Annotated in this window: 22 protein-coding genes; 8 read left to right on the top strand and 14 right to left on the bottom strand. The window is 66.3% G+C overall.

The features are described from left to right. Positions 1-99 precede the first annotated feature (99 nt). The 3 genes from AC1MCA_RS12105 to AC1MCA_RS12095 form a co-directional block, all read right to left on the bottom strand. Positions 100-1,053: a hypothetical protein gene (locus tag AC1MCA_RS12105; protein ID WP_479797480.1), complete on the bottom strand. Its 954-nt coding sequence runs from the start codon at positions 1,051-1,053 to the stop codon at positions 100-102. Next, positions 1,046-1,609: an RNA polymerase sigma factor gene (locus AC1MCA_RS12100; protein WP_479797474.1), complete on the bottom strand. Its 564-nt coding sequence runs from the start codon at positions 1,607-1,609 to the stop codon at positions 1,046-1,048. The genes AC1MCA_RS12105 and AC1MCA_RS12100 overlap by 8 nt, the downstream gene beginning before the upstream one ends. A 154-nt stretch (positions 1,610-1,763) precedes the next feature. Beyond that, positions 1,764-2,447, bottom strand: a complete 684-nt coding sequence (locus tag AC1MCA_RS12095) for a protein tyrosine phosphatase (protein WP_479797472.1) — start codon at positions 2,445-2,447, stop codon at positions 1,764-1,766. A 211-nt stretch (positions 2,448-2,658) separates the two neighbouring features. On the opposite strand from AC1MCA_RS12095, the gene AC1MCA_RS12090 reads away from it, so the two are divergent. Next, the gene (locus AC1MCA_RS12090) at positions 2,659-2,838 is read left to right on the top strand and encodes a hypothetical protein (protein WP_479797470.1); all 180 of its coding nucleotides are present in this window, start codon (positions 2,659-2,661) and stop codon (positions 2,836-2,838) included. 29 nt (positions 2,839-2,867) lie between these two features. Here AC1MCA_RS12090 and AC1MCA_RS12085 read toward each other — a convergent pair whose 3' ends face one another. Next, the gene (locus AC1MCA_RS12085) at positions 2,868-3,719 is read right to left on the bottom strand and encodes a DMP19 family protein (RefSeq protein WP_108600912.1); all 852 of its coding nucleotides are present in this window, start codon (positions 3,717-3,719) and stop codon (positions 2,868-2,870) included. A gap of 229 nt (positions 3,720-3,948) precedes the next feature. Here AC1MCA_RS12085 and AC1MCA_RS12080 point away from each other — a divergent pair, with 229 nt between their 5' ends. From AC1MCA_RS12080 to AC1MCA_RS12070, 3 genes are all read left to right on the top strand, one after another. Further along, positions 3,949-7,425 (top strand): DEAD/DEAH box helicase, encoded by a 3,477-nt coding sequence (locus AC1MCA_RS12080; RefSeq protein WP_479797467.1) that lies wholly within the window; start codon positions 3,949-3,951, stop codon positions 7,423-7,425. 163 nt (positions 7,426-7,588) lie between these two features. Further along, positions 7,589-8,941, top strand: coding sequence for an HNH endonuclease signature motif containing protein (locus AC1MCA_RS12075; RefSeq protein WP_479797465.1), 1,353 nt, complete (start codon positions 7,589-7,591; stop codon positions 8,939-8,941). Positions 8,942-9,071: 130 nt separating this feature from the next. Next, positions 9,072-10,073 carry a family 43 glycosylhydrolase gene (locus AC1MCA_RS12070; RefSeq protein WP_479797463.1) on the top strand — a complete coding sequence of 334 codons (1,002 nt, stop codon included), beginning with the start codon at positions 9,072-9,074 and terminating at the stop codon, positions 10,071-10,073. Positions 10,074-10,282: 209 nt separating this feature from the next. On the opposite strand, the gene AC1MCA_RS12065 is transcribed toward AC1MCA_RS12070, so the two are convergent. After that, a complete protein-coding gene (locus AC1MCA_RS12065) occupies positions 10,283-11,572 on the bottom strand; it encodes an ammonium transporter (protein ID WP_479797461.1) in 1,290 nt (429 codons plus the stop codon). Between the two features lie 305 nt (positions 11,573-11,877). Further along, positions 11,878-12,567 (bottom strand): helix-turn-helix domain-containing protein, encoded by a 690-nt coding sequence (locus AC1MCA_RS12060; RefSeq protein ID WP_479797459.1) that lies wholly within the window; start codon positions 12,565-12,567, stop codon positions 11,878-11,880. A 109-nt stretch (positions 12,568-12,676) separates the two neighbouring features. Here AC1MCA_RS12060 and AC1MCA_RS12055 point away from each other — a divergent pair, with 109 nt between their 5' ends. Then, positions 12,677-13,252 (top strand): dihydrofolate reductase family protein, encoded by a 576-nt coding sequence (locus AC1MCA_RS12055; protein WP_479797457.1) that lies wholly within the window; start codon positions 12,677-12,679, stop codon positions 13,250-13,252. Positions 13,253-13,309: 57 nt separating this feature from the next. Here the strand turns inward: AC1MCA_RS12055 and AC1MCA_RS12050 are convergent, their stop codons facing one another. The 7 genes from AC1MCA_RS12050 to AC1MCA_RS12020 form a co-directional block, all read right to left on the bottom strand. Further along, positions 13,310-14,563, bottom strand: a complete 1,254-nt coding sequence (locus AC1MCA_RS12050; protein WP_479803374.1) for an allantoate amidohydrolase — start codon at positions 14,561-14,563, stop codon at positions 13,310-13,312. A gap of 123 nt (positions 14,564-14,686) precedes the next feature. After that, positions 14,687-15,832 (bottom strand): FAD-dependent oxidoreductase, encoded by a 1,146-nt coding sequence (locus AC1MCA_RS12045; RefSeq protein ID WP_479797455.1) that lies wholly within the window; start codon positions 15,830-15,832, stop codon positions 14,687-14,689. A gap of 59 nt (positions 15,833-15,891) precedes the next feature. Then, positions 15,892-17,265, bottom strand: coding sequence for an FMN-binding glutamate synthase family protein (locus AC1MCA_RS12040; RefSeq protein ID WP_479797453.1), 1,374 nt, complete (start codon positions 17,263-17,265; stop codon positions 15,892-15,894). 8 nt (positions 17,266-17,273) lie between these two features. Next, positions 17,274-18,023 (bottom strand): protein glxC, encoded by a 750-nt coding sequence (locus tag AC1MCA_RS12035; protein WP_479797451.1) that lies wholly within the window; start codon positions 18,021-18,023, stop codon positions 17,274-17,276. Beyond that, positions 18,011-18,919 (bottom strand): class II glutamine amidotransferase domain-containing protein, encoded by a 909-nt coding sequence (locus AC1MCA_RS12030; protein ID WP_479797449.1) that lies wholly within the window; start codon positions 18,917-18,919, stop codon positions 18,011-18,013. Before AC1MCA_RS12030 ends, AC1MCA_RS12035 begins: the two co-directional genes overlap by 13 nt. Positions 18,920-18,983: 64 nt before the next feature. After that, the gene (gene glnT, locus AC1MCA_RS12025; protein WP_479797447.1) at positions 18,984-20,366 is read right to left on the bottom strand and encodes a type III glutamate--ammonia ligase; all 1,383 of its coding nucleotides are present in this window, start codon (positions 20,364-20,366) and stop codon (positions 18,984-18,986) included. A 158-nt stretch (positions 20,367-20,524) separates the two neighbouring features. Beyond that, on the bottom strand, positions 20,525-20,827 hold the full coding sequence (locus AC1MCA_RS12020; RefSeq protein ID WP_479797445.1) for a helix-turn-helix domain-containing protein: 303 nt from the start codon (positions 20,825-20,827) through the stop codon (positions 20,525-20,527). 73 nt (positions 20,828-20,900) lie between these two features. On the opposite strand from AC1MCA_RS12020, the gene map reads away from it, so the two are divergent. After that, positions 20,901-21,671 carry a type I methionyl aminopeptidase gene (gene map, locus AC1MCA_RS12015; RefSeq protein ID WP_479797444.1) on the top strand — a complete coding sequence of 257 codons (771 nt, stop codon included), beginning with the start codon at positions 20,901-20,903 and terminating at the stop codon, positions 21,669-21,671. 30 nt (positions 21,672-21,701) lie between these two features. Here the strand turns inward: map and gdhA are convergent, their stop codons facing one another. Further along, positions 21,702-23,039 (bottom strand): NADP-specific glutamate dehydrogenase, encoded by a 1,338-nt coding sequence (gene gdhA, locus AC1MCA_RS12010; RefSeq protein WP_479797439.1) that lies wholly within the window; start codon positions 23,037-23,039, stop codon positions 21,702-21,704. 191 nt (positions 23,040-23,230) lie between these two features. On the opposite strand from gdhA, the gene AC1MCA_RS12005 reads away from it, so the two are divergent. Together AC1MCA_RS12005 and AC1MCA_RS12000 are read left to right on the top strand one after the other, a co-directional pair. Further along, positions 23,231-25,162 carry an alpha-amylase family protein gene (locus AC1MCA_RS12005; RefSeq protein ID WP_479797433.1) on the top strand — a complete coding sequence of 644 codons (1,932 nt, stop codon included), beginning with the start codon at positions 23,231-23,233 and terminating at the stop codon, positions 25,160-25,162. A gap of 88 nt (positions 25,163-25,250) precedes the next feature. Beyond that, on the top strand, positions 25,251-26,108 hold the full coding sequence (locus AC1MCA_RS12000) for a prephenate dehydratase (protein WP_479797429.1): 858 nt from the start codon (positions 25,251-25,253) through the stop codon (positions 26,106-26,108). The last annotated feature ends 26 nt before the right edge of the window (positions 26,109-26,134 follow it).

Below are 26,134 nucleotides of genomic sequence, written 5' to 3'. Positions count from 1 at the left end.
GGCTGGGCGCTTTTACCGCCGCTGGGGCGCCCTCCTGAGCCTGCTGTCCTGCGGGCGGGCTTACTCCCGCTGACTTCCGGCGCAGGCTGCCGCCGCTGGCTATTCGCCGGGCGCCGGCGAAGCGGGCGGGGTGACCGGAAGCGGCAGCAAGGGCTGCTGGCCCGGGAGGCTGGGCGCCGCCTCGTCCAGCGGGCCGCCGTTGACGGGCCCGCCGTTGAGGGGTCCGCCGTCTCCCGGCGTAACGGCGCCCGGGGCGTCGGCGCCCGGTACCAGGTTTCCCGGTGCCAGGTTGTCCGGCAGGGTGATCCCCGACGGCGGCACAGTCCCCGGCGTCGCCGTCGCTGGAGCTGCCGGCCCGCCATTGGCGGTACCAGGTTCAGGCGAGGTCGCAGGCCCGGCGCCTGGCCCGGAGACCGCGGGCGCGCCGGAGTCCGGCGCAGTTGCCGAGCCGCCCGGCTGGGTGGGACCGGTCGACGGCGTCTGGCCGGCCTTGTCCGCTGATGCTCCGCCCGTCCCGGACACGAAGGACGTGACGGCGTAGTTCAGCGCGCCGATGGTATCGCGGATGCCCTGATCGGACGCCACGGCAACCGCTCCGCCCGCTGCCAGCGACACTGCCACGGAGAGGGTGGTCAGGGTGATCCGTCGCTTGGCGCGGCGCCGGGCGGCAAGCTCATCAACCGGACCCGCCGCGGGGGCATCAGCCCGAAGAGCGGCAGCGTCTTCGGAAGCCGGAACAGCAGCGGCAGCGGCAGCGATCGTGGGCATGGCGTCAGTCCGGGCGACCGCTGCCACCGCAGCCAGCGTCCGGGGTGCGCGCTCTGCCGGGGCCATCAGTGAGGCGACCGCCTCGGAGGGGACGGGCTGTCCCGCCGACAGGGAGCGGAGCCCAAGCAGGGCAGTGCGGAGGCCGCCGTCGTCGTCCATCCCGGCGTCGCGCAGCAGCCTGTCAACGGCCGCGCCGCCCTGGAAGCCGGCGGCGGAGCCTGCGTCGGAGCCTGCGGCCTTGCGGGAACCGGCAGTGTTGCTCGGGGAGCCTGCGGTGTCACTCATGATGTGCCTGGTTTCGTCGTAGCGTCTGATCCTTGAGATTTTGCAGCGCCCGGCGCTGCAACTGCTTGATGGCGCCCTGGGACTTGCCCATGATGCCGGCCACCTGTTCGATGGACAGGTCAGCCACCACCCGCAGCGCCAGGACTTCACGGTGGTCGTCGGCGAGGCCGTCAAGCAGGGCCGCTGCTCCCCCGTTCTGCCCCACCACGTGGTCTTCGGCGGACGCGGTGCTCCGGGCGTCGTGCAGGGGATCGTAGGGCGAAAAGTCCGGGCGTCGTTCCACCCGCCGGTAGTGGTCCACCATCCGCGCATGGGCGATGGAAAAGAGCAGCGACTTGGCGCCGGGCAAGCCGCCGGTCAGGTCACCGATCTTGGGGAAAAACGCCAGGAACACGTCCTGGGTGACAGCCTCGGGATCATCCACGCCGCGCGCCCGGAGGTAGCCAAGGACGGCGCCGGAGTAGGCACGGTAGGCAGCGCTGAACAGCACAGCCGGATCAGATTCGGCTGTGCCTTCCAATATTCGGATGTCTTCGTCGGCCAAGGTGTCAGTCACCGGCGGCTCCTCCATCCCGGGCAGCGGACGCGCTCATCCCGGTCTCCGGCCCGGCGTGCTCCGCTGCTGTGGGTTTGCTGGCTGGCAGCCATGTGGACTGCGGGATCCGGTCCATGTAGCCGGATTACCGCAGTCCACACTAGCTGGGCAGGTGTCAGCGGGCCGAAACGTCAGGCACGTCGACGCCGGGGACGGCGGGGACAGCCGGCACGGCAGGAACAGCGGGGACGGCCGGTACATCATCAACACTGGGAACGGCGGGAACCGCGGGAACGGCCGGAACTGCGGGCACCGTGGGAGCGTCGGCTTCGACGGCGGCTTCACCGTTGGCGGCACCCTCGGCGGCAGCTGCCGCGGCGGCCTTGGCAACAACATCGGCGCAGAAGCTCTCAACGTTGGCTTCGCCGTCGGCCTTGACAACCAGCGATGAGAACCCTTCGGAGGAAGCGGTCAGGCCACCGTTGTTGAGCGCGGTGCAGAGGCCCAGGGATGCGGCACCGGCAGCATCCACTGCAGCCTTCGCGGCGGCTGCGGTCCCGGCGCCTGCGGCAACCTTTCCGTCTGCTGCTTCAGCGGTAACCGAGGCGTCAGCGGTGACGTCAGTGCTCACATCGGCGTTTGCATCGCCGGCTGCTTCGGCTGCAGCATCCGCGGCTGCAGCGGCTTCGCCGGACAGCTTCGGGGCGGGAGCGCCGAGGAGTTCGTGGGCGGACTGCTGGGCGGCTTCCGGGAGAGCGCCGGAAACAGCTGCGACGCCGGTGCCACCGACGGCCAGGGCGCCTGCGGCGAATACTCCGGCGGCGACTTTGCTGGTGGCGAGAACGGTGAACAGGGGCATGGGAAACTCCAAAATATAGAAGACAAGTCAGATCCGGCTCCGTGGAACCAATCACTTCCTACATCGCCGGCGGCCACGGGAAAGTTACGGGTGCCGCGGAAATTCTTTTCCGGCTGCCCCGGGCCGCCCGCTGCTGGAGGGGCTGCCCACTACCATCGAGGCATGGCGACAACCCCCGAACAGCACAAAAACCGCCCGGACCTGGCAGGGCATGGTGGAGAGCAACCAGGCCCTGCTTGAGCGGAAGACGGGACACGGCGTCGGGTACTGGGCTGAGCGTGCACGCGCCGCCGGGCTGAAGAACGACGCCGAGCTCCGTGAGTGGATGCGCAGCGAACACTGCGTCACCGGCTATGCGCGTACGACGGCGGGCGGTCACCTTTTCGTGTGAAAGGTGACCGCCCGCCGTCGGTACTGTTGCTACGCGTCGGCCATTTCGTCGTCGTCAGCTTCCTCGAACTCAACGGCTGCAACGATTTCCTGCGTCTCCGGGTTGATCATGAACGCCTCATCGTCCTCTTCAACCATGAGGAAATCGCCGTGATCGGTGGCGAAGTGCCACGCCAGCGTCTTCTCTCCGTTGTGGAGGTAGTTCGGATCGCCCATGGTGATCTTCCGGAGTTCGTAGCCTGCAACATCGCACAGTTCACGGATGATGATTTCGAAGTCCGGGGCGTCCTCCAGTGCTTCGGCGTCCGCCCTGGCCTGGCGCTCCTCAAGGTCCGGGATAAGAGCGGCCTGACGCTCGATGTAGGCTGCGAGCCCGTCCTCGTCGAGCACCAGCAGCCCCTCCTGGCCAAGGAGCCAGGAAGCGTTGAGGGCCGTGATGTTCTCGGTTTCGAACAGTTCCTCGAACTCGCCGTCCAGCTCCTCCAGCGTGCGCACGCCGTCGGTGGACTCTTCTTCGGTGTCCAGGTCGCCGTCGAGGTAGCGCTCCTCGTCCTCTTCGGAGAGGGCGTCAAACGCTTCTACGGTGCGGTTGAAGAGGTCAAGGTGCGCCGTCGCACCCATGCCTGCGAGGCCTTCGCGGATGAGCGGGTCCACTTCGTCCCGGTCTGCGGTGAAAACGTACTGGGCGAAGCCGCCCTCCAGCGACTGGGTCACGTAGAAGTCCACGTAGTAGCTGCCCAGGGCGGCGGGGGCGATCTCGGCGGCGTCGAGCAGTTTCGCGTACATGGCGTTCACCACGTGGACGTTCGCATCGACAACTTCCTCGTTGCCGGCTTCGATGCTGGCGGTGGTCAGGACGACCGGGTGCTGGCTCGTGGTCATGGTGTTCCTCACTGCTGAAAGCTTGTGGTGTTCAGGACACTTTCACGCTACGTCGGCGGGAACGGCCGGATGTTGAGGCTGAAGTGAACGTCAGGCGAAGATTTCGGTGCGCGTTATCCACATGGCAAAAGGGCCGGCGCAGTGGTGCTCCTCCGGGCGAACTAAGATAGAGCAGATAACCATCGATCGGACACTGGTCCCCCGCGGCCAGCTGAAAGTAGCGCGCACCATGCCATCCCAACCGGACGAGAGTGCGGCACTGGCAATACAGACCCCCGCCATCAACGACCGCTCCCTCGCGGCCGGGCTGGCCTATGCCATGGGAAGCCGCGTTTCCGGGATCTCGTTCGACGCCGCCACCGGGCTGATGCTCGGCAAGGTCCGGGGAGGCTCGGATGTGCCGTACTCCACCACGGCCAAACTGGTCCGTAAGGCCGGCGGCTGGAGCTGCACCGTGGGCGTCTGCAGCTGCCCTGTCCGCAAGGACTGCAAGCATGTGGCTGCCCTGCTTTTCGCGGCTGAGGACAACCCTGCCATCCGCGTGCAGCTGCTCACTCCGGCCGATGTTTCCCGGCTCTCACGCCAGCCCGCCACCCTTGAACTGGCCGACTGGGAACAGGCGCTGAGCCCGCTCATCTCCCAGCCCGGCATCACGCCGTCGAGCAACGGCATCCCGCTGGCGCTCCAGTTCGACGTCGAGGAACCGGCGCCGCACTTCTCCTACACAGGCCGGCGCGATCCCCTTCGGAGCGTCCGCCAGCTCAAGGCCCGCCCCGTCATCATGGGTTCGAAAGGCAAATGGATCCGCGGCGACGTCTCCTGGAACACCCTGAGCTACCTGAATTTCCGCCGCGAATGCAACGAGCTGCATGTGGAGTGGATGCAGGAGTTCCTGGCCGCGCACACTGCCGCCGCCAACCGCCTGCACAACTCGACCGCCCTCTGGCTGGGACTGAACACTTTCGCGGGCAAAAACCTCTGGAGCCTGCTGGCCGACGCACAAAAGATCGGCCTCAACCTCGTCCACAGCCGCGGCACCGAACCGGTGCGGCTCGCCGGGTCTCCCGCCGCCGTCGGCCTTAACCTCAGTCGGTTCGGCACCCCGGTCACCCCGGCTGCCGCCGTCGGCACTGCAACAGCGGCCGACGACGGCGGGCTGGAGCTCGCCCCTACCGTCACCGTTGATGGGGTTGAGGTTGATCCGGCTTCCGTGGGGACCATCGGGCGCCCCGCCCACGGCATTTTCCTCACCTCCGGCGGGGACACGCTGCCCGGCGTCGACGCGGATCACGTGATTACCCTGGCGCCGCTGGAAAACGGCTTGAGCGAGGAACTGCTGGCGTTCGTGACGGCCGGCAGCACCCTGCAGATTCCTGCCAAGGACGAGACGCGCTTCCTTACCGGCTTCTACCCCAAGCTCAAGCAGGCCGCCCGGATCACGGCCAAGGACGAGTCGGTTGAGCTGCCCACACTGGCAGTCCCCACGCTTTCGCTGCTGGCCAATTACGGCGCCGACCACAAGGTCCGGCTGCATTGGGAGTGGCACTACAAGACCGGAAACCTGGTGACCGCCCAGCCGTTGTGGCGCCATCCCGGCGACCACGGCTACCGCGACGACCCCGCCGAGGCCCGCATCCTCGAAGGTATCGGCCAGCCGTGGAACGTTGTTCCTGCACTCGGCGAATCAGCCACCGGCGGCTGGGGCACGCCCCGCCTGGCTGCCTCAGTGGAGCTGAACGGCCTGGACACTCTTGCCTTCACCGAGGACGTCCTGCCCCTGCTCCGCCAGGCGCGCGACGTGGACGTGGACACCGCCGGCGACATCGCCGACTACCGGGAGGCCGAGGAAGCCCCCGTCATCTCCGTTTCCACCAAGGCCACCGAGCAGCGCGACTGGTTCGATCTTGGCATCCAGATCTCGCTGGAGGGCCAGCCGGTTTCGTTTGCAGCTGTCTTCTCAGCCCTTGCTGCGGGCCAGACCAAGATGCTGCTTCCCAGCGGCGCCTATTTCTCCCTGGACCTCCCCGAACTTCACCAGCTGCGCTCCCTGATCGAGGAGGCACGCTCCCTCCAGGACAACAAGGATGCCCCGCTGCAGATCAGCCGCTTCCAGGCGGGGCTCTGGGACGAGCTGGCGAACCTCGGCATCGTGGACCAGCAGGCCGCCGCATGGCGTGAGGCCGTTGGCGGGCTGCTCGAGGGCGGGATCAACGGGCTGCCGCTGCCTGCCACGCTCAACGCGGAACTGCGCCCGTACCAGCTGGAAGGCTTCAACTGGCTCAGCTTCCTCTACCGTCACAGCCTGGGCGGGGTGCTCGCCGACGACATGGGCCTGGGCAAGACCGTCCAGGCCCTCGCCCTCATGTGCGCGGCGAAGGAACAGGGCGGCGTCTCCGGCGGTACAGCGGCAGCCGATATGCCTGCTCCGGCGCCCGACGGCGGCACGGGTCCGGCGCCCGACGGCGGCACTCCCTTTTTGGTGGTTGCCCCCACCAGCGTCGTGGGCAACTGGGCGGCTGAAGCGGCACGCTTTGCGCCCGGGCTGACCGTCCGGACCATTGGTGAGACCTTCGCCAAGAACGGCCAGGACCCTGCACTTGAGCTTTCCGGGGCGGACATCGTGATCACGTCTTACGCCCTGTTCCGGATCGACTACGACTCCTACGCCTCCAAGACCTGGGCCGGTCTGGTGCTCGACGAAGCGCAGTTCGTCAAGAACCACCAGTCCAAGGCCTACCAGTGCGCGCGGAAGTTGCCCGCTGCCTTCAAGCTGGCCATCACCGGCACACCGCTGGAAAACAACCTGATGGAATTCTGGGCGCTGACCTCGATTGTGGCGCCGGGCCTGTTCGCCAGCCCCAAGCGGTTTGCTGAGTATTACCAGAAGCCTGTGGAGAAGAACGGCGACAAGGGGCAGTTGGACAAGCTCCGCCGTCGGGTCCGTCCTTTGATGATGCGCCGCACCAAGGACCAGGTCATCCAGGACCTGCCGCCCAAGCAGGAGCAGATCCTGGAGGTGGTGCTCAATCCGCGCCATCAGAAGGTCTACCAGACGCACCTGCAGCGCGAACGTCAGAAGATCCTGGGCCTGATCGAGGACGTGAATAAGAACCGGTTCACCATCTTCCAGTCCCTGACACTGCTGCGGCAGCTCAGCCTGGACGCCTCGTTGGTGGATCCGTCGCTGTCCGGTGTCCGGTCTTCCAAGCTGGACGTGCTGTTCGAGCAGTTGGAGGATCTGGTGGCTGAGGGCCACCGCGCCCTGATCTTCAGCCAGTTCACGGGCTTCCTCGGCAAGGTCCGCGAGCGGCTTGTGGAGGAGAAGATCGAGTTCTGCTATCTCGACGGCGGCACCCGCAACCGGACCGACGTCGTCAACGAATTCAAGAATGGCAGCGCCCCCGTTTTCCTGATTTCCTTGAAGGCCGGCGGGTTTGGCCTGAACCTGACCGAAGCCGACTACGTGTTCCTGCTGGATCCGTGGTGGAACCCGGCTTCCGAGGCCCAGGCCGTAGACCGGACGCACCGTATAGGCCAGGCCCGGAACGTCATGGTCTACAGGTTGGTTGCCAAGGACACGATCGAGGAAAAGGTCATGGCGCTGAAGGCCCGCAAGTCGCAGCTGTTCGCGGATGTCATGGAGGGCGACGCCCTCTCCGGCGGTTCCATCACGGCCGAGGACCTGGCAGGGCTTTTTAAGGACTGAGGAGCTCACGAATTGAGCCTTTTACGGGCTGAGCTTCCACGGCCTAACGTGAGCCAGTTACGGCGCAGGCTGGCCGCCGGCCTCTGTCCGCCGTGGCCGTAGGTTATCCACATAGGCATGAAGCCTCGGCGTTAATGTCAGTGCCTCGCGGGATGATTTGTGTATGGGAAGCAGAGCGGCGGTTGAGGCGGTGGGAGCCATCAAGGCCTCTGTCGCAGCGCTGGATCTTATTGTGTGCGGCATTGATTCCGCCCTTTATTGCGATGGCGATCCGCTGCGCCGCGAGGCCGATGGACTCCTGGATACCCTTGCGGAAGCCGCCCGGCTGAACGCCAAAGTAGCTGCCCTGACAGCCCATTCTGCCGCCGGGTTTGCCCGCGTTTCGCAGGCACTGGCTGCACCGGACGAATCCGGGCGTGCCCAGGAAATGGCAGTCGTGGCTGAGGTCGCCTGTGTTTTGACAGTCAGCGAACGGACCGCCGGGAACCTGCTGGCCGAATCCCAGGCCCTGACCACTGATTTGCCGTTGACCCTGTCCGCGCTGCAGGCCGGGGAAATTTCGTGGCAGCACGCCCGGGTGATGGTGGACGAGACCACCAACCTGGACCCCGCCGCAGCCAGAGCTCTGGAGGCGCATTTTCTGGACCCCGACGCGCCCAACCCGGCCCGTGGCCCGGCGGGGGAACTCGTCCCGTCCCGGTTCCGGCATAAGGCCCGGATCTGGCGGGAACGGCACCACCCGGTCAGCATCGAAAAACGCCACGCCCGCTCCGTTGCGGATCGGCGGCTGGAATACACCCCTGCCCGGGATGGCATGGCGTGGCTTTCGGCGTATCTGCCGGCGGATCAGGCTGCGGGGATCTGGAACCGGGTCACCGCCGCGTCCCGGGCATTGCAGGGCCCGGACGAGGACCGGACCATGACCCAGATGCGTGCCGACATCGCCGCGACCCTGCTCCTGGGCGGGGACTCGGACCAAGTCGCCGACGGTTTCCCGCCCTCGCCTCGGGCGCAGGTCCTGGTCACGCTGCCGGTCATGGCGTTGCTGGGTGCCACGGATGAGCCGGCGATGCTGGATGGGTATGGGCCGATCCCGGTCACGATGGCGCGCAGGCTTATTGCCGATGGTGCCGAGTCGTTCCGCCGGGTTCTGATCGATCCGAGGGATGGTGCGCCGTTGGAGGTCGGGCGGACCAGTTACCGGGTCACCAAGGCCCAACGCCAATGGCTCAGGATGCGGGATGGTAAGTGTCCGTTCCCTGGCTGCAGCAACCATTCCCTGGACAACGAAGCGGACCACCTCCTCGCCTGGGCCCACGGCGGCACCACCGGGATCAGCAACCTCGCCCAGCCCTGCCCTAAACATCACCGCCTTAGGCACACCGGCGGCTGGGAACCCGGACCAGCCACCAAAGACCACCCACCGGGCTGGATCTCACCCACCGGCAGACGCTACGCCAGCGAACAACCCGACTGGGAACCACCCCGGTTACCGGATATCGGCTCCACGAGTTGAGCTGGAGCGGCTCGAAGACCCGAGCTGGACACCAACTTCACCCTAACCGGCCTGAAGCCATGCTGGTGGGCTACGAGAAACCGGTTTCTCGCTTATGCTTTACCGAATCAGCCTTTTATTGGAGACTCCCGTGCGCCACGAAAAGAACGCCACCGCAGCGGTACTGACCGCTCTCAGCCCTGACGCCTTCACGACGCCTTACCGTGATCCGGTCTGGGACGGCCCCACGGATCCCGTTTTGGTTCCGGACCACCTGACCGGTGAGTGGGTACTCTTCTACACCCAGCGCCGGGCCACGGAACAGGGCCTGACCGGCGTGGAGTGGGTGCACGGGACGGAAATTGGGATTGCCCGTTCGTCTGACGGCGGCCTGAACTGGGCATATCAGGGCGCGGTTAGCGGACTGGCCCCGCCGGGAACTGAACTGCCCGCTACCCTGTGGGCGCCCGACGTCGTGCGTGTGGGTGACCAATGGATCATGTATTTGACAGTGCTCGGCGGGATGCGGACGGACTGGACCGGACAGGCCTCCATCGTTCAGCTTGCCAGCCGGGACCTGGTCTCCTGGGAGTACCTCGGTGCCGTCGAACTGGATTCGCCGAGAGTTATCGACGCTGCGGTGGCCCTGTGCGGGGACGGCAAGTATCGACTCTGGTACAAGGACGAGGCCCGCGGATCGAACACCTACAGCGCAGTGAGCAGCTCACCTGCCGACCCGTCGTCGTGGGCTTTGGAAGGGCTGGTTGTTTCCGGGCGGCCCCACGAGGGCCCCAAAGTCTTCCAGTTGACCGGGTGGTACTGGATGATCGTTGACGAGTGGCGGGGTCAGGCCATCTACCGCTCCGATGACGCGGCAGGCGGCTGGGTCCGGCAGGAACACCGAGACGGGCTCATCCTCACATCTCCGGAGACATACAACGGCGGTGCAGTGGTAGGCCGGCACGCGGACGTTGTCCCGGTGGCTGCTTCGGCTGATGGCAACGAACGCGCCGTCGTCGTCTATTTCACGCACCCGTTCTGGAACGGCGAGGACATCGAAGGGATGACCGCGGACCCGAAAACCCATCTCAGCCATGTGAGGGCCGCGGTGCTGGAAGTCCGGGACGGCAATCTGGTCTGCATCGGCGGCTGACGCCTCGGGCCTCGCATGTCCCCACAGCATGACAAAGGGCCGAACCTCGGAACTATAAGCCAGCTGCTGCTGACACCGGTCCGCGGTTCGGCCCTCGGCCTGACTCGTACCTCGGGCAGTGCGGCAACCGCCTACCCGGACGTCCTGGTGATACCTGGTTGGATCTTGTGGGTGTTACTTCCCATGGTGCCGAATGTATCCGGCCCTGGTCAGGCCCGCTGCGGAGAACCCAGCTCCACGGGGTCTTCGTCGGTCAGGTAGGCAAGCTCGGAGTGGGCTGCGATGTCGATACCGCGCATCTCGTCTTCTGGCTTGATCCGCAGGCCGATAATCCGGTCCAGGATCTTCGCCAGAATCCACGTGATACCGAACGAGTAGGCAAGCACAGTGACCGTGGCCAGCGCCTGGACGCCCAGCAGCTCAATACCGCCGCCGTAGAACAGTCCGTTGACGCCGTTGGGAGCTGCATCCGTTGCGAACAGGCCGATCAGCAGCGTGCCGAGGATGCCACCCACGAGGTGGACGCCGACGACGTCGAGGGAATCGTCATAGCCCAGGCGGAACTTGAGTTCGATGGCCAGGGAGCAGACGGCACCTGCGATGGCGCCGATAGCCAGCGCACCAAGCGGGCTGACCGCGCCACAAGCGGGCGTGATCGCAACCAGGGCCGAGATCAGGCCGGACGCTGCGCCCATGCTGGTCGCCGCACCGTGGCGGAGCCGCTCAACGAGGGCCCAGGCGAGAAGGCCGGCGGAAGCTGCCACTGCTGTGTTGAGGAATACCACCGACGCCGACTGGCCTGCCGAGAGTGCGGAACCGGCGTTGAAGCCGAACCAGCCCACCCAGAGCAGCCCTGCACCAACCAGGACCAGCGGCCGGCTGTGCGGCTTGGTGTGTTCCATCTTGGGCCAACCGGAGCTCTTGCCCAGGACCAGTGCCAGGGCCAGAGCCGCGGCGCCGGCGTTCATGTGGACCGCGGTGCCACCGGCAAAGTCAATGGCCTTGATGCCGCTGGCGATCCAGCCGCCGGTAACGCTGCCGTCGGCCGAAGAGAAGGCGAACACCCAGTGCGCGATCGGGAAGTAGACAATCGTTGCCCAGATTCCGGCAAAGAGCATCCAGGCGCCGAACTTCATGCGCCCGGCTGCCGCTCCCGCAACCAGGGCTGTAGTGACGCAGGCGAAGAACAGCTGGAAAGCTGCGAAGAGGATGACCGGGATGGATGCTGCCTCGTCTGCGGCGAGCAGCTGCCCCATTCCGGGGAACTCGGTGATGTCACCGATCAGCCCGAGGCCGCCGACTGAATTTCCGAAGGCCATTGAGTAGCCGAAGAGCGCCCACAGAACGGCCACCAGGCTGGCGCCGCCGAAGCACATCATCATCATGTTGAGAATGCGACGCGACCCCACCATGCCCCCGTAGAACAGGGCCAGGGCGGGGATCATCATACAGACCAGCGCCGAGCTGGCCAGAATCCAAGCGACATTTCCCGAATCCATGGGAAACCCCTTTCGTGATGCGAAGAGAGAACGGAAATTGCCCGTCAGAGCCGCTCCGGAGGAGGGACGCGGAGTCAGTACCACGTTCATCGGAGGGCAGCTATTGCCGTCTTGTTCCATCTTCATCGCCGCAGTCCGGCAGTGGGTTTCCGGCGCGTTAATTCAACGTTTCGGTCACTGGCAAGCGAGTTTCACACGTCACTCGGACGCACTGGGGTTTTCCGCCAAAGCCCGTTGAGGTGCGGCCCCGCTGGTGACATCCCCCGCTGGCTGGCCGGGGGCGGATCACTTGGCCCGGGGGGCGGTCACTTGGCGGAGACGGCCAGAAAGCGGATGGGCAGGTCCAGGAGTTCCAGTGGACCGTGCGGACCTTCGCCGTCGAGCAGGAGCGAGTCCCCTGCCTCCATCGCGTACTCGTAGGCACCGTGCCCGTAGATCATTTTGCCGGTGAGCATGTAGATGAATTCGGTGCCGGGGTGCTGGAAAAGCGGGAAGACGTCGGATGCATCGGTGAGGGTCACCAGCGTCGGTTCCAGCGCATCGGTGCGGCCCTTGAGCGTGCCAAGGACCCGGTATTCGTGGCCGTGCTGGGTACCGCTTCGCACCGTCAGGCTGCCTTGGCCGCTTTTGGTGAAGGTGGCATCGCGGTCAGTATCGGCGCCGCGAAAAAGTGCAGTGACCGGAATCTTCAGGCCGTCGGCCAGACGCTGCAAAGTGGTCAGCGAACAGGATGTGGTGGCCGTTTCGATCCGGGAGATCATGGCCTTGGACAGGCCGGTCCTGGCTGCCAGTTCTGCGGAGGACAGCCCGCCGGCTGTGCGGTAGTGGCGGACCTGGGCGGCGATGACCTGTTCCAGTTTCCCCGCGACTTCCAGTTTCCCCGCGACACTGGCACCAAGAGCGCTGTCACCGGCAACATCGACACCAGGAACGCCGTCCCCGGCGTCGGCTGGTGATTCGGTCGCGGGAGCATCGTCCGGGGCGTGATTGGTCATAGGAGCCATCATAGGTGGCACCGTAGCAGCCACAGCCCAAGCAACCGCCATAGTCAAAGCCCTGCGCATGTGCCAGAGTTTTAGTGGGCTTGCAGGGGAAGGACATGCGATGCGGACCGTGACCTATGGTGCGGCGTGCAGCCTCGACGGGTTCATTGCCGACAGCGACGGCGCCGTCGACTGGATCCACTTCAGCGCGGATGTGGAACAGTACATGAGCGAGTACTGGTCCGCGGTGGATGCCGTCCTCATGGGACGGAGAACGTGGGAATTCGCGGCGGCACAGGGCGTGGGCGATGAACCCGGTTCCGAAGCCGGCCCAGAACCCGAAGCCGGCAGCCTCGAGGGCAGCGGACTTCCGGCAGTCGCCACGTATCTTTTCTCCCGCACGCTTTCCCAGGCCCCGCCCGGCACGGAGCTCGTCACCTCAGATGCTGTCGATTTCGTCAAAACGCTCAAGCGTCAGCCGGGCAAGGGTATTTGCCTGATGGGCGGGGGCGAGCTCGCAGGCTCGCTGTTTGAGGCCGGCGTCATCGATCAGGTCAGCCTGAACGTGCATCCCGTCTTGTTGGGATCGGGTGTTCCCTTCTTCCGCGATCTCAAGGGCCGGATCGGGTTGGAACTGACAGAGTCGCGCGGGCTCGACGGCGGGTGTGTGCTGATGGTCTACCGGGTGAGGAACTGAAGCCCGCCCTTGCCGTGAGCGCCGCGGATCGGAAGGCCGCGCATCGGAAGCCTGTGGCTAGCCGATGACCCGGGCCTCCCCCAGCAGTCCCGCCAGCGAGTCCGCGAGAGCACCCGCGCCGGCCTCGGCGTCCCAATCCTCCACCAGCTCATCGGGAGAATGGGAGATGCCGGTAGGGTTCCGGATGAACAGCATGGCGGTGGGGATCTGCGAACTGAGGACGCCGGCGTCGTGCCCTGCGCCGGTGTCCAGGACAGGCGCGTCCGGCAGGAGTTCCCGGAGCCGGTCCCGCAGCGGGGCGTCGAAATTCACGGTGGGGCTCAGCGACTCCACGGTGAGGGTGGCGGTGCAGCCTTCCTCGGCCGCCATCACCTGCGCATTCAGCGCGATGGACTCCACCAGCGCGGCGGTCACCGAGTCGTCGGGGTGCCTGACATCGATCCAGAGATCCACGCGGGAAGCGATCACGTTGGTTCCGCCCGGCACGGGCTGCAGCCTGCCCACGGTGGCCCGCGCGTCGCGGTACTTCCGGGCCGTGTCGCGGATGCCCACCATGACCTTCGCCGCAGCGATCATGGGGTCCTTCCGGTCCTTCATCAGGGTGGTGCCGGCGTGGTTGCCCTCGCCGGTGACGGTGAGCTTCCAGCGGCCGTGGCCCAGGATCGATGAGCCAATGGCAACCGGCTGGTTCAGGTCGATCAGCCCCCTCCCCTGTTCAACGTGCAGCTCGACGAACAGGCCCAGCTGCGCCAGCGCCTGGTAGTCAGCACCGATAAGCCGGGGATCCTGGCCGTTCGCCGCGGCAACGTCCGCGTACGTGTTTCCGTCCGGGTCCTTGAGCCGCCGGGCCTTGTTCGGATCCAGTTCGCCGGTGAGCAGGCGCGACCCCAGGCATGCCACGCCAAAGCGGGACCCTTCCTCCTCGGGGAATACGGCGATGGCCAGCGGCCGCCTGGGACGCAACCCCCGGGCTTTGAGGAGGTCGACGGCGACCAGTGCCGAGGCGACCCCCAGCGGCCCGTCGTACTCACCTCCGCCCGGCACGGAATCGAGGTGGCTGCCGGTGACCACGGCGTCCTGCCTGGTGCCCGCTGCGGTGTCCCACCAGGCCCAGATGATGCCGTTCTGGTCGGTCTGGACGTCCAGCCCGCGGCGCGCGGCCTGTTCAATGAACCAGCTGCGAAGTTCCGTCTCAGCACTGGAGAACACCGGGCGGGAGTAGCCGCCCCGAGCACTGTCGCGGCCGACGTCGGCAATGTCCCTGAGCAGGCCGCTCACCGTTGCGGCGGCAGGCTCAGCGGCTGTTGGCAAGGCGGGGGACGCGTGCGGTGCAGCCTCCGGGGTGTGGCGGAAGGCGGAGGAGGTGGAGGCAGTCACGGGGGTCCGTTTCTCGAAGGGGTGCGGGGGCAGGATGAGTACTGGGGAAGTGCGAAATCAGCGGTTGCTGACCGCCGTCGTCGCCGTACGGAAACGCAGCGGCACGTTGGCTGCCCCGCTGGCCAGGTCCGCTGCCCACTGGCCGATCAACGGAGCGAACTTCGCGCCGTGGCCGGAGCAGGGCGAGAGGATGGTCAGGCCGTCCACCCGGTCGATGATGAAGTCCTCGGTGGGCGTGTTGGTGAACAGGCAGGTGGTCTCGGCGTACGGCTCGGGGTCAAGTCCGGGCAGGAGGCGGCGGACGTAGTCCACCACCCGGCTGCGGTTGGCCGGGTCCACTTCGCCGGTCTGCTCAGCGGCGCTGGGGATGAACTTGCCGCCGTTGTATTCGGCTACCTTCTGGCCGGCGAAGCCTGCGTCGCGCCCGCCCGGGAGGCCGTAGACCTGGATGTCTTCGCGCTTGTTGATGAACGTGGGCCAGTTGGCGGCACTGTCAGGATCGCGGTAGCGGAAGTGGAACGCCTGCTCCTGCCGCACGGTGATCTGGGGCAGCCCGGCGAGGAAGCCCGCAGGCAGCGCCAGCTTGCCCAGCAGCTCCGGCAGCCAGCCGCCGGCGCTGATCACTACGTGACCGGCGTCGAACGTTTCCCCCGTGGTGGAGGTCAGGCGGTAGCCGGCCGCGGTCTTGTCCAGCGACCGTAGCGGCCAGCCTGTCAGCAGGCGGGCACCGTGCTTCACGGCCTGTTCCACCATGGCGTTGACTGCCGTTTCGGCGTCGATCACTCCGGCACCGGGGTGCCAGAGGACCTCGGTGTCGAAAGCGAGCCCCGGCCAGCGGTCGCGGGCAGCGGCGGCGTCAAGGAGTTCGTGCTCGATTCCTTCGTCAGCCAGCACCGAGGCCAGCATCTGCGGATGGCGTTCAGTGCCGAAGTCCACGGCTCCGGAGGGAGTGATCAGCGGTGTACCTGCGATCTCAGCCAGCCCGTCCCACAGACTCTTCGACTCCGCCACAGCGTGCGTATAGAAATGGTCCGCGTAGGCGTAGCGGAAGATCCGCGCGGAGCCGTGCGAACTGCCATCGTGACTGGCCGGAACGTTGCGTTCCAGGATGGTCACCTGGTGCCCGCGGGCGGCGAGCTGCCAGGCGGTGGCGGCACCGGCCAGGCCGGCGCCCACCACCACATAGTCTGAAGAATCGGTCATGACGGGGTTCCTTTTCCGGGCGGGTACAGGTACTGCTTAGCGCGTGTTGCTTGACGCTGTTACTTGGCGCCCGGGATCCAGCTGGTGCCTGCCAGCGGGACGCGGGCCATGGCGGAGGCCTCAATGGTGAGCGCCACCAGGTCCTCGGGTTCGAGGTTGTGCAGGTGTGACTTCCCGCAGGCCCGGGCAATTGTCTGCGCTTCCATCGTAAGAACGCGGAGGTAGTTGGCCAAGCGGCGGCCGGCGGCTACCGGGTCCAGCCGGGAGGCGAGCTCCGGGTCCTGGGTGGTAATGCCGGCGGGGTCGCGGCCGTCCTGGAAGTCGTCGTAGAAGCCGGCAGCGGAACCGAGGGCCGCGTATTCGGCGGCGTACCGGGGATCGTTGTCGCCGAGCGCGATCAGGGCTGCGGTTCCGATCGCGACTGCGTCCGCGCCAAGGGCCATGGCCTTGGCGACGTCGGCGCCGGTGCGGATGCCACCCGAGACGATGAGCTGGACCTTGCGGTGGACTCCGAGTTCCTGGAGAGCCTGGACGGCCTGCGGGATGGCGGCCAACGTGGGGATGCCGACGTTTTCGATGAACACCTGCTGCGTCGCGGCGGTACCGCCCTGCATGCCGTCCACCACCACAACGTCCGCACCGGACTTCACAGCGAGCGCGGTGTCGTAGTACGGCCGGGAAGCACCGATCTTGACGTAGATGGGGGTCTTCCAGTCGGTGATTTCGCGCAGTTCGCCGATCTTGATTTCGAGGTCATCCGGGCCCGTCCAGTCGGGGTGCCGGCTGGCCGAGCGCTGGTCGATCCCGACCGGGAGGGTGCGCATTCCGGCGACGCGTTCGGTGATCTTCTGTCCCAGCAGCATGCCGCCGCCGCCGGGTTTGGCACCCTGGCCGAGGACGATCTCGATGGCGTCGGCCTTGCGGAGGTCGTCCGGGTTCATGCCGTAGCGCGACGGGAGGTACTGGTACACGAGGTGCTTGGACTGGCCCCGCTCCTCAGGCGTCATGCCGCCGTCGCCCGTGGTGGTGGAAGTCCCCACCTCCGAGGCGCCGCGGCCCAGCGCCTCTTTGGCGTTGGCGGACAGGGCGCCGAAACTCATTCCGGCGATGGTCACCGGCGTCTGCAGGTGCAGGGGACGGGTGGCGTGCCTGTCGCCGAGGACGACGTCGGTATCGCACTTTTCGCGGTAGCCCTCCAGCGGGTAGCGGGACATGGAGGCGCCGAGGAAGAGCAGATCGTCGAAGTGCGGGACCTTGCGCTTGGCGCCCCAGCCGCGGATGTCGTAGACGCCGGTTGCCGCGGCGCGCTGGATGTCGGCGATGGTTGCGCGGTCGAACGTGGAGGACTCGCGGAGGCCCAGTTCAGCGACGTTCTGCGGGAGCAACGCGGTGTCCTGTGCTGGAGCACTCTGGGGAAGGGAGGTGATGGTCATGGTGGCTCCTAGTACGCCGTCGAGTTGTGGACGCTGAAGTGGTAGAGGTTCCGGGCTGAGCCGTAGCGCTTGAAGTCGGCCGGGCTGTCGGTGCGGCCGGCGGCGGCGAGCAGCCCGGCGAGTTCGGCCAGGTGCTCTTCCTTCAGGGGCTTTTCGATGCAGTCGGCGCCGAGGGAGGCCACGGTGCCTTTGACGTAGATCCGGGCCTCGTAGATGGAGTCGCCCAGGGCTTCGCCGGCATCGCCGCAGACCACCAGGCGTCCGGCCTGGGCCATAAATGCGGACATGTGGCCGATGTTTCCGCCCACCACAATGTCCACGCCCTTCATGGAGATGCCGCAGCGGGCGCTGGCGTTGCCGTCGATGACCACCAGGCCGCCGTGGCCGGTGGCCGCCGCGGACTGGGAGGCGTCGCCCTTGACATGGACGCGGCCGGACATGATGTTCTCGGCCAGCCCGACGCCGGCATTGCCGTTGATGGTCACATCGCCCTTTTGGTGCATCCCGGCCGCGTAGTAGCCTGCATGCCCTTCCACGGTCACCGAGACGTCGGCGTTGATTCCCACCGCCAGGCTGTGCTTGCCCTCGGGGTTGGTGACGGTCCAGGACTGGCCGTCAACGGCGTTGTGCAGGGCCTGGTTGAAGGCGCGGACCGGGCTGCCGGCCAGGTCAACAACGAACGTTTCCTGCGTTGATCCAGTGCTTGCAGCGGTGCTGGTTTCGGGGCTGCTGGTTTCGGGCGCTGTCAGAGTGACCATGTGTAGACCTTTCCGGGTTCCGGTTCAAAGATGCGGGCGTTTTCGATGCCGGGCAGGGCGGCGAGGGCACGGTATTCGGAGGCCATCGCCACGTAGTCGTCCGTTTCGGCGATGATGGCCGGTTTGCAGGCGATGGGGTCCCGGACCACGGCCATGCTGTCCGCTGTGGTCACCACCAGGGTGTAGAAACCGTCGAGGACCTTGCCCAGGTTGACCAGGGCTTCCTCAAGCGTGTCGCCCTGCTGCAGGCGGGAGGCCACGTAGCGGGCGCCCACCTCGGTGTCATTCTCGGAGTCGAACACCACGCCTTCGCGCTTGAGGTCGCGACGGACGGTGGCATGGTTGGAGAAGGAGCCGTTGTGGACCAGGCAGAGGTCGTCGGCCACCGAGAAGGGGTGCGAGCCGCCCGCAGTTACAGCGGATTCGGTGGCCATCCGGGTGTGCGAGAGCCCTTGGCTTCCGGCCATGGCTTCGAGCCCGTGCTCGGCGGCAATCTCCATGGGGTGGCCGACGCTCTTCATCACCGCGACGTGCTCGCCGCGGCCAATGATGGTGGAGCCCGGGAGGGTTTCGCTGACCGCCTTCACCAGGAGATCAGTTCCGACGGCGGCGCTCACCAGGGTGGTATCTCCCACCACCCGGACCGCGGTACCGGCGTCCGAAGGCAGCATGCCGGCCACCGCGAGCTGGATCTCTCCGACAGGCAGGCCCTGGTCCTTGCCCAGCAGGCTGACGGTGGAGGTTCCTTCGGAGACCAGGCCCGGGGTGTCATAGACAGCCATGCCCGCGGAGTCCGGGCCACGGTCCACGATCTGGCACATCATCGAGGACAGGAGGCTGCCCATCTGGGGGTGCAGCAGGGGGTTGCGCAGCTGCAGCGCGGCGATTCCGCACATGTGGGGTTCCTTTGCTTGGTGGAGCTGGTGCTTTGCTTTGGTGGAGGTTCTTACTGGAGTCGGGTCAGATGGACGTCAGGTACGTGCGGATTTCCCAGTCGCTGACCTGGTTGTGCCAGCTGAGGAATTCCTCTTCCTTTGCATCGGCGTAGTACCTGCCGATCTCCGCGTCGCCGCTGAGGCTGGCCAGGATCACCGGATCCTTCCGGAGGGCTTCGACGGCGTGCAGGAGGGTGGCCGGCAGGAGGTGGGCATCAGGCTTGGACTCGCCCGGGCCGGAGGGCATTCCCGGATCGACGGCGCGTTCAACGCCGTCCAGGCCCGCTTCGATGGCGGTGGCGATGGCCAGGTACGGGTTGGCCGAGCCGTCACCGGAGCGGAGCTCGATCCGCTTGTTGTCCGGAACACGGATCATGTGGGTGCGGTCGTTGCCGCCGAACGACGCCTTCCGTGGCGACCACGTGGCACCCGAGGAACTGGTGGTGGCACCCGAGCGCTTGTAGGAATTCACTGTGGGCGCCAAAAACGCCTGCAGCGCAGGAGCGTGCTCAAGGATGCCGCCGATGAACGAATAGGCGAGCCCCGAAAGCCCAAGGCCGCGGCCGCCGTCGTCTGCACTGCTCCCGTCAGCCGGGAACAGCGCCTCGGCGCCGGACCACAAAGACAGGTGGAAGTGCAGCCCGGTGCCGGTCCTGTCCGTGAAGGGTTTGGGCATGAAGGTTGCGGTCATGCCCCGCTGTTCGGCGAGGATGTTCAGGATGTAGCGGAGGCTGACCACGCGGTCTGCGGTGGTGAGCGCGTCAGCGTAGTTGAAGTTCTGTTCGAACTGGCCGGCGGCGTCCTCGTGGTCGTTGGCGTAGTTGCCCCAGCCGAGGGAGTTCATCGCCTCCGAGATGGAGGTGAGGTGATCGTACATCCTGGTGACACCGCGGGCGTCGTAGCAGGGGCGGGGCGAATCGTCGCGGGCATCAGCGGTACTCAGCGTCCCGTCGTCGTTCCTGTTAACCAGGAAGTACTCAACCTCCGCGCCGATCTTGGCCTGCACGCCCTTCCCGGCCAAGCGGGCGAGCGTGTTCTTCAGGATGACCCGCGGGGCGTACGGCCAGGGCTTGCCGTCAACGTGCGGGTCGCAGTGGATGATGGCCAGGCCATCCTTGATGAAGGGCACGGGGGTGAAGGAGGCCAGGTCCGGGATGGCGATCAGGTCGGAGTCCTGGGGCTTCTGGCCAATCAGTCCGGCCGCATAGCCGGCGAACCCCATGGCCCCGGCCTCGAGTTCATCGGCGGCTTCAACGGGGACGAGCTTGGCGCAGGGCTTGCCGGTCATGTCCACGAAGGTGGCCAGGAGGAAGCGGACATCGTGGGCCTGGGCGATGTCCTTCAGGGAAATGTGGTCGGCTGGGGTGATGGATGGTGCGGATACAGCAGGGGTTGCGACACTTGTCATCGAAACATTCCTGTCCGGTTGGCGTTAGCTACTAGTAAACCTTGTTGCACCAGAGTAGCCAAACCGCCGTTACGGGCGTCCTGCAGGAATGTTAAATTCTTGTTTCACGGAAGGCTCCACCCTTGATGGGAACGCGGACCTCCACTAGGAAATGGACCCTATGAGGCGAGCCGCGCACGGGCAATAGCGCCAGGGCCCGCCACGTCCGATCCGCTTTCCGGCCGGTTGATCTCGGCCCAGACCGCATCCAGGGAGAGGCCCACTACCTCGGCGATCGCGGCGATGGTCGGGAAAGCGGGGGTGGCCACCCGGCCCGTTTCGATCTTCCGGAGGGTCTCGGGTGAGACGCGGGCATCGAGCGCGATCGAGAGCATCGAGCGCTCGCCCCTGGCGCGACGCAGGAGAGCGCCGAGGCGTTCCCCGCGCTTCACCTCTTCGGTTGTGAGTGGCAATCTGACCATGGCTCCAATTCTAATACCGGGATAATATGGCCGGTATAGTTATTGGTGCTGGGACTGCTACGAAAGGCGCTGCATGATCGAGATCCTGAACCCCACCGAACTGGCCCGCGCAAAGGAAACAGGCGCCCTGGTGGCCAACATTTTGCAGACACTGAAGGGCCGCAGCACGGTGGGCACGAACCTCCTGGACATCGACCGGTGGGCCAAGGACATGATCGTCCAGGCCGAAGCGGACTCCTGCTACGTCGACTACGCGCCATCCTTCGGACGCGGGCCCTTCGGCCACTACATCTGCACCGCCGTCAACGACGCCGTCCTCCATGGGCTGCCACGGGACTACGCACTGGCCGACGGCGATCTGCTGACTCTCGATCTTGCCGTCGCCAAAGCTGGAATCGCCGCGGACTCCGCCATCAGCTTCATCGTGGGCGAATCAAAGCCCGCGGAGAGCGTGGCGTTGATCAGCACCACTGAACGCGCCCTGGCCGCAGGGATAGCGGCCGCCGGACCCGGAGCGCGCATCGGCGACATCTCCTACGCCATCGGCGCCGTCCTCAGCGAAGCGGGGTATCCCATCAACACCGAGTTCGGCGGCCACGGCATCGGATCAACCATGCACCAGGACCCGCACGTTCCGAACACCGGACGGCCAGGCCGAGGCTACAAGCTCCGCCCCGGGCTGCTGCTGGCGCTGGAGCCATGGGTCATGGTGGACACGGCCCAACTCGTCACGGATGCGGACGGGTGGACGCTCCGAAGCGCGACGGGGTGCCGGACAGCCCACAGCGAGCACACCATTGCGATCACCAGGGACGGAGCGGAAATCCTCACCCTGCCGCAGTAGACCAGCGCGATCCAGCCTGCAGATTGGGACCTAGATCAGGCCCTGGGCGAGCATCGCGTCCGCTACCTTGACGAATCCCCCGATGTTGGCGCCGAGCACATAGTTGCCAGGCTCCCCGTATTCGTCAGCGGTGGCGGCGCAGCGGTGGTGGATTCCCACCATGATCTCCGTCAGGCGCTGCTCGGTGTGCTCGAAGGACCAGGAGTCGCGGCTGGCGTTCTGCTGCATCTCCAGCGCCGAGGTGGCCACACCGCCCGCGTTGGCAGCTTTGCCCGGCCCGAACAGCACGCCGGCGTCCTGGAACACCGAAACCGCGTCACGGGTGGAGGGCATGTTGGCGCCTTCCCCGACGGCAAGGAGGCCGTTGCGGACCAACCTCGCGGCAGCATCGCCGTCGAGCTCGTTCTGCGTGGCGCACGGCAAAGCCACGGTGGCATTGACGTCCCACACGGAGCCTGCCTCCACGTAGGCAACGCCGGAACGGCGCAGTGAATAGTCCTTGAGGCGTCCGCGTTCCGTTTCCTTCACCTGGCGGAGGAGCCCGACGTCGATTCCAGCCTCGTCCACGATGTAGCCGGAAGAATCGGAACAGGCCACCACCAAGGCGCCGAGTGTCTGGGCCTTGGCGATGGCGTTGATGGCTACGTTGCCGGAGCCGGAGACCACGACGCGCTGGCCGTCGAATGACGTTCCGCGGGTCTTGAGCATCTCTTCGGTGAAGATCACGGTGCCGAAGCCGGTGGCCTCGGGCCGGACCAGCGAGCCGCCCCAGGAAATGCCTTTGCCGGTCAGGACACCGGATTCGTAGCGGTTGGTGATGCGCTTGTACTGGCCGAAGAGGTAGCCGATCTCGCGTCCGCCCACACCGATGTCACCGGCGGGAACGTCCGTGTATTCGCCGATGTGGCGGTACAGCTCGGTCATGAACGACTGGCAGAACCGCATCACTTCGGCGTCGCTGCGGCCGCGGGGGTCAAAGTCCGAACCGCCCTTGCCGCCGCCGATGGGCATGCCCGTCAGCGCGTTCTTGAAAATCTGTTCGAAGCCCAGGAACTTCACAATTCCGAGGTAGACGGAGGGGTGGAAGCGCAGGCCGCCCTTGTAGGGGCCAAGGGCGGAGTTGAATTCAACCCGGAAGCCGCGGTTGATCTGCACGCGGCCGGAGTCGTCGGTCCACGGCACGCGGAAGATGATCTGCCGTTCGGGCTCGCACAGCCGCTCCAGTATGGCGGCTTCGAGGAACTCCGGGTGCCGGTCGTGGACGGGTCCAAGGCTCTCGAAAACCTCGGTCACTGCCTGGTGGAATTCAGCCTCGCCGGGGTTCCGCGCCAGCACGGTATTCCGGATGGCTTCGAGCCGCGAGTCCACACTGTCTCCTCAAATTCATTGAATGTTCAACACACCATGGTAGCAACGATTAGTACCGCCGGACTTCCTGTAGCCTGCCCCGCAGCCCTTGATGACCCTGCCAATGCCTGTCAGCGGGCATCTTCCCGTGGCATACTTCCCTAACCACGAGCCGGCACCATCAGCCGGCCACAGGCAGGAGGAGCGGATCCATGCAGGGCCAGGTCAACGTGGACGAACCGGCATATCAGCATGTCCTGGACGCGCTGAACCGCGAGCCGGCCCCGGCGGAAGCCGATCCGGGCAGCGCCTTCAGGCAACGCCTTGACCGTCACTTCCCCGAGCTCTGCGGGCTCTTCCACGGCCTCTACAGAACGCGGGAGGACTGGCTGGACCAGCTCACCGCCCTGGTGGTCCAATGCGCCCGCTCGTGGCAGGAACGTCCGGCCGCGCTGAAGGCCGTCGACGCCGCACGGGAGGGGAACAGCAGTTGGTTCCTGTCCAACAACATGCTCGGCGGGGTCTGCTACGTGGACCGGTACGCGGACAGCCTGGACGGCGTCCGTGCCCGGATCCCGTATTTCAAGGAGCTGGGCCTCACCTATCTCCACCTGATGCCGCTGTTCCTGGCGCCGGAGCCGCATTCTGACGGCGGTTATGCGGTTTCCAGCTACCGCCAGGTCAACCCGAAACTGGGCACCATGGAGCAGTTGCGTGAGCTGGCGGCGGAGCTCCGGAACAACGGGATCAGCCTCGTGGTGGACTTCATCTTCAACCACACGTCCAATGAACATGAGTGGGCCCGGCGGGCGGCGGCGGGCGATCCGGAGTACAGCGACTACTTCTGGATCTATCCGGACCGCACCATGCCCGACGCCTTTGAGCGGACCGTGCGGGAGATCTTCCCGGACGACCACCCCGGATCCTTCGTCCCGCTGCCGGACGGGCGCTGGGTGTGGGCCACGTTCCATACCTACCAGTGGGACCTGAACTACGCGAACCCGGCGGTGTTCCGGGCGATGGCGGGGGAAATGCTGTTCCTCGCCAACCAGGGCGTGGATATCCTCCGGATGGATGCGGTGGCCTTCATCTGGAAGCAGCTGGGCACGCCGTGCGAGAACCTCCCCGAAGCCCACCTGCTCCTGCGGGCGTTCAATGCCGTGTGCCGGTTGGCCGCGCCGTCGCTCCTCTTCAAGTCGGAGGCGATTGTGCACCCGGACGAGGTGGCGCTCTACATCGATCCCGCCGAATGCCAGCTGTCCTACAACCCGCTGCAGATGGCCCTCATCTGGGAGTCGCTGGCCACCCGGGACGTCGCGTTGCTGTCCCAGGCCCTGGAACGGCGGCACAACATTCCTGCCGGCACCTCGTGGGTGAACTACGTCCGCAGCCATGACGATATCGGCTGGACCTTCGCCGACGAGGACGCTGCCGAGCTGGGAATCAACGGCTTTGACCACCGGCGGTTCCTCAATGCCTTCTACGTCAACCGCTTCCCCGGGAGCTTTGCCCGGGGCGTGCCGTTCCAGGACAACCCCCGCACCGGGGACTGCCGCATCTCCGGGACCACCGCCTCGCTGTGCGGGCTGGAGGACGATCCGGAGCACGCCATCGGAAGGATCCTGCTGGCCCACTCGGTCGCCTTCAGCACCGGCGGCATCCCGCTGCTCTACCTGGGCGACGAGGTGGGGCAGGTCAATGACAACCAGTACGCGCTGGAGGAAGGGCACGACGCCGACAGCCGCTGGGTGCATCGGCCCCACTACCCTGCGGAGCAGTACGCCCGCAGGGGCAACCCCGGCACCCCCGAGGGCCGGATCTTCAGCGGCCTGCGCCGCATGACCGAGGTCCGGGCCTCCACTCCTGAACTGGCCGGGACCCGGCTTATCGGTTTCCGCACCAACTCTCCGGGCGTCCTGGGCTTCCAGCGTCCGGGCAGCACGGTTTCGGCCGGTGCACGTCCGGCGAGTACCGTCCTGGTGCTGGCAAACTTCAGCGACGGCGTCCGGCAGCTTCCGGCGGTGACGTTTTCCGGGTTCGGGGCTTCCGCCGTCGAACTTCTCACCGGAACGGCAGTAAGGCTCGACGACGGTGTGACGCTCGCGCCGCACCGGTACCTGTGGCTCCGGGTTACTCCTTCCTGACGGCGCCAAAGGCCCCCGAATGTCCGAATGGCGACACTGATTCACGGCCAATTGGGGGGATTGGGCGGGCCGTGAAAGCATACGGACCATGGCCCAGAAGATTGCGTACCAGGGTGAGCCCGGCGCCAACTCCAATATCGCGTGCATGCAGATGTTCCCTGAGCTGGAAAGCGTTCCCTGCGCCAGCTTTGAGGACGCCTTCGAGCTGGTAGCCAGCGGCGAGGCGGAACTGGCGATGATCCCCATCGAGAACTCGATCGCCGGCCGCGTGGCGGACATCCACATCCTGCTGCCGCAGTCGCGCCTGCAGATCGTGGGCGAGTTCTTCCTGCCCATCCACTTCGACCTGCTGGGCATTCCCGGCAGCAGCATCGAGGCGGCCACGGAGGTCCACAGCCATATCCATGCCCTGGGACAGTGCCGGCGGCTGATCCGTGAAGCGGGGCTTCGCCCGGTCATTGCCGGCGACACCGCCGGTTCAGCCCGGGAGGTGCGGGAGTGGAATGACCCCACGAAACTCTCCCTCGCTCCCCCGCTGGCCGCCGGGATCTATGGCCTGGAGGTGCTGGCTTCCCGGGTGGAGGACGACCCTTCGAACACCACCCGGTTTGTGGTCCTGGCGCCGGAAAAAGAGCTGCCCGGCAGGGATGAACTGGCCGGGCCGGCCGTCACGAGCTTCCTGTTCCGTGTCCGGAACGTCCCGTCTGCGCTGTTCAAGGCCCTCGGCGGGTTCGCCACGAACGGCGTGAACATGACGCGGCTGGAAAGCTACATGGTGGGCAACGAGTTTGCCGCCACCATGTTCATGGCCGACGTGGAAGGCCACCCCGAGGATTTGGCGCTGAGCCTGGCCCTGGAGGAACTCGCGTTCTTCACCACGGAAGTACGGATCCTCGGTGTGTACGCCGCCGCCGATTACCGGCTGGGCCAGGAAGCAACCGTCTAGGCGGCGCTGCAAAAGGCACGGGGCCC

The sequence above is a fragment of the Arthrobacter sp. BK1 genome, from assembly GCF_056680055.1.
Note: the sequence above shows the minus strand (reverse complement) of the source record. Positions and strands in the feature narration are given on the sequence as shown.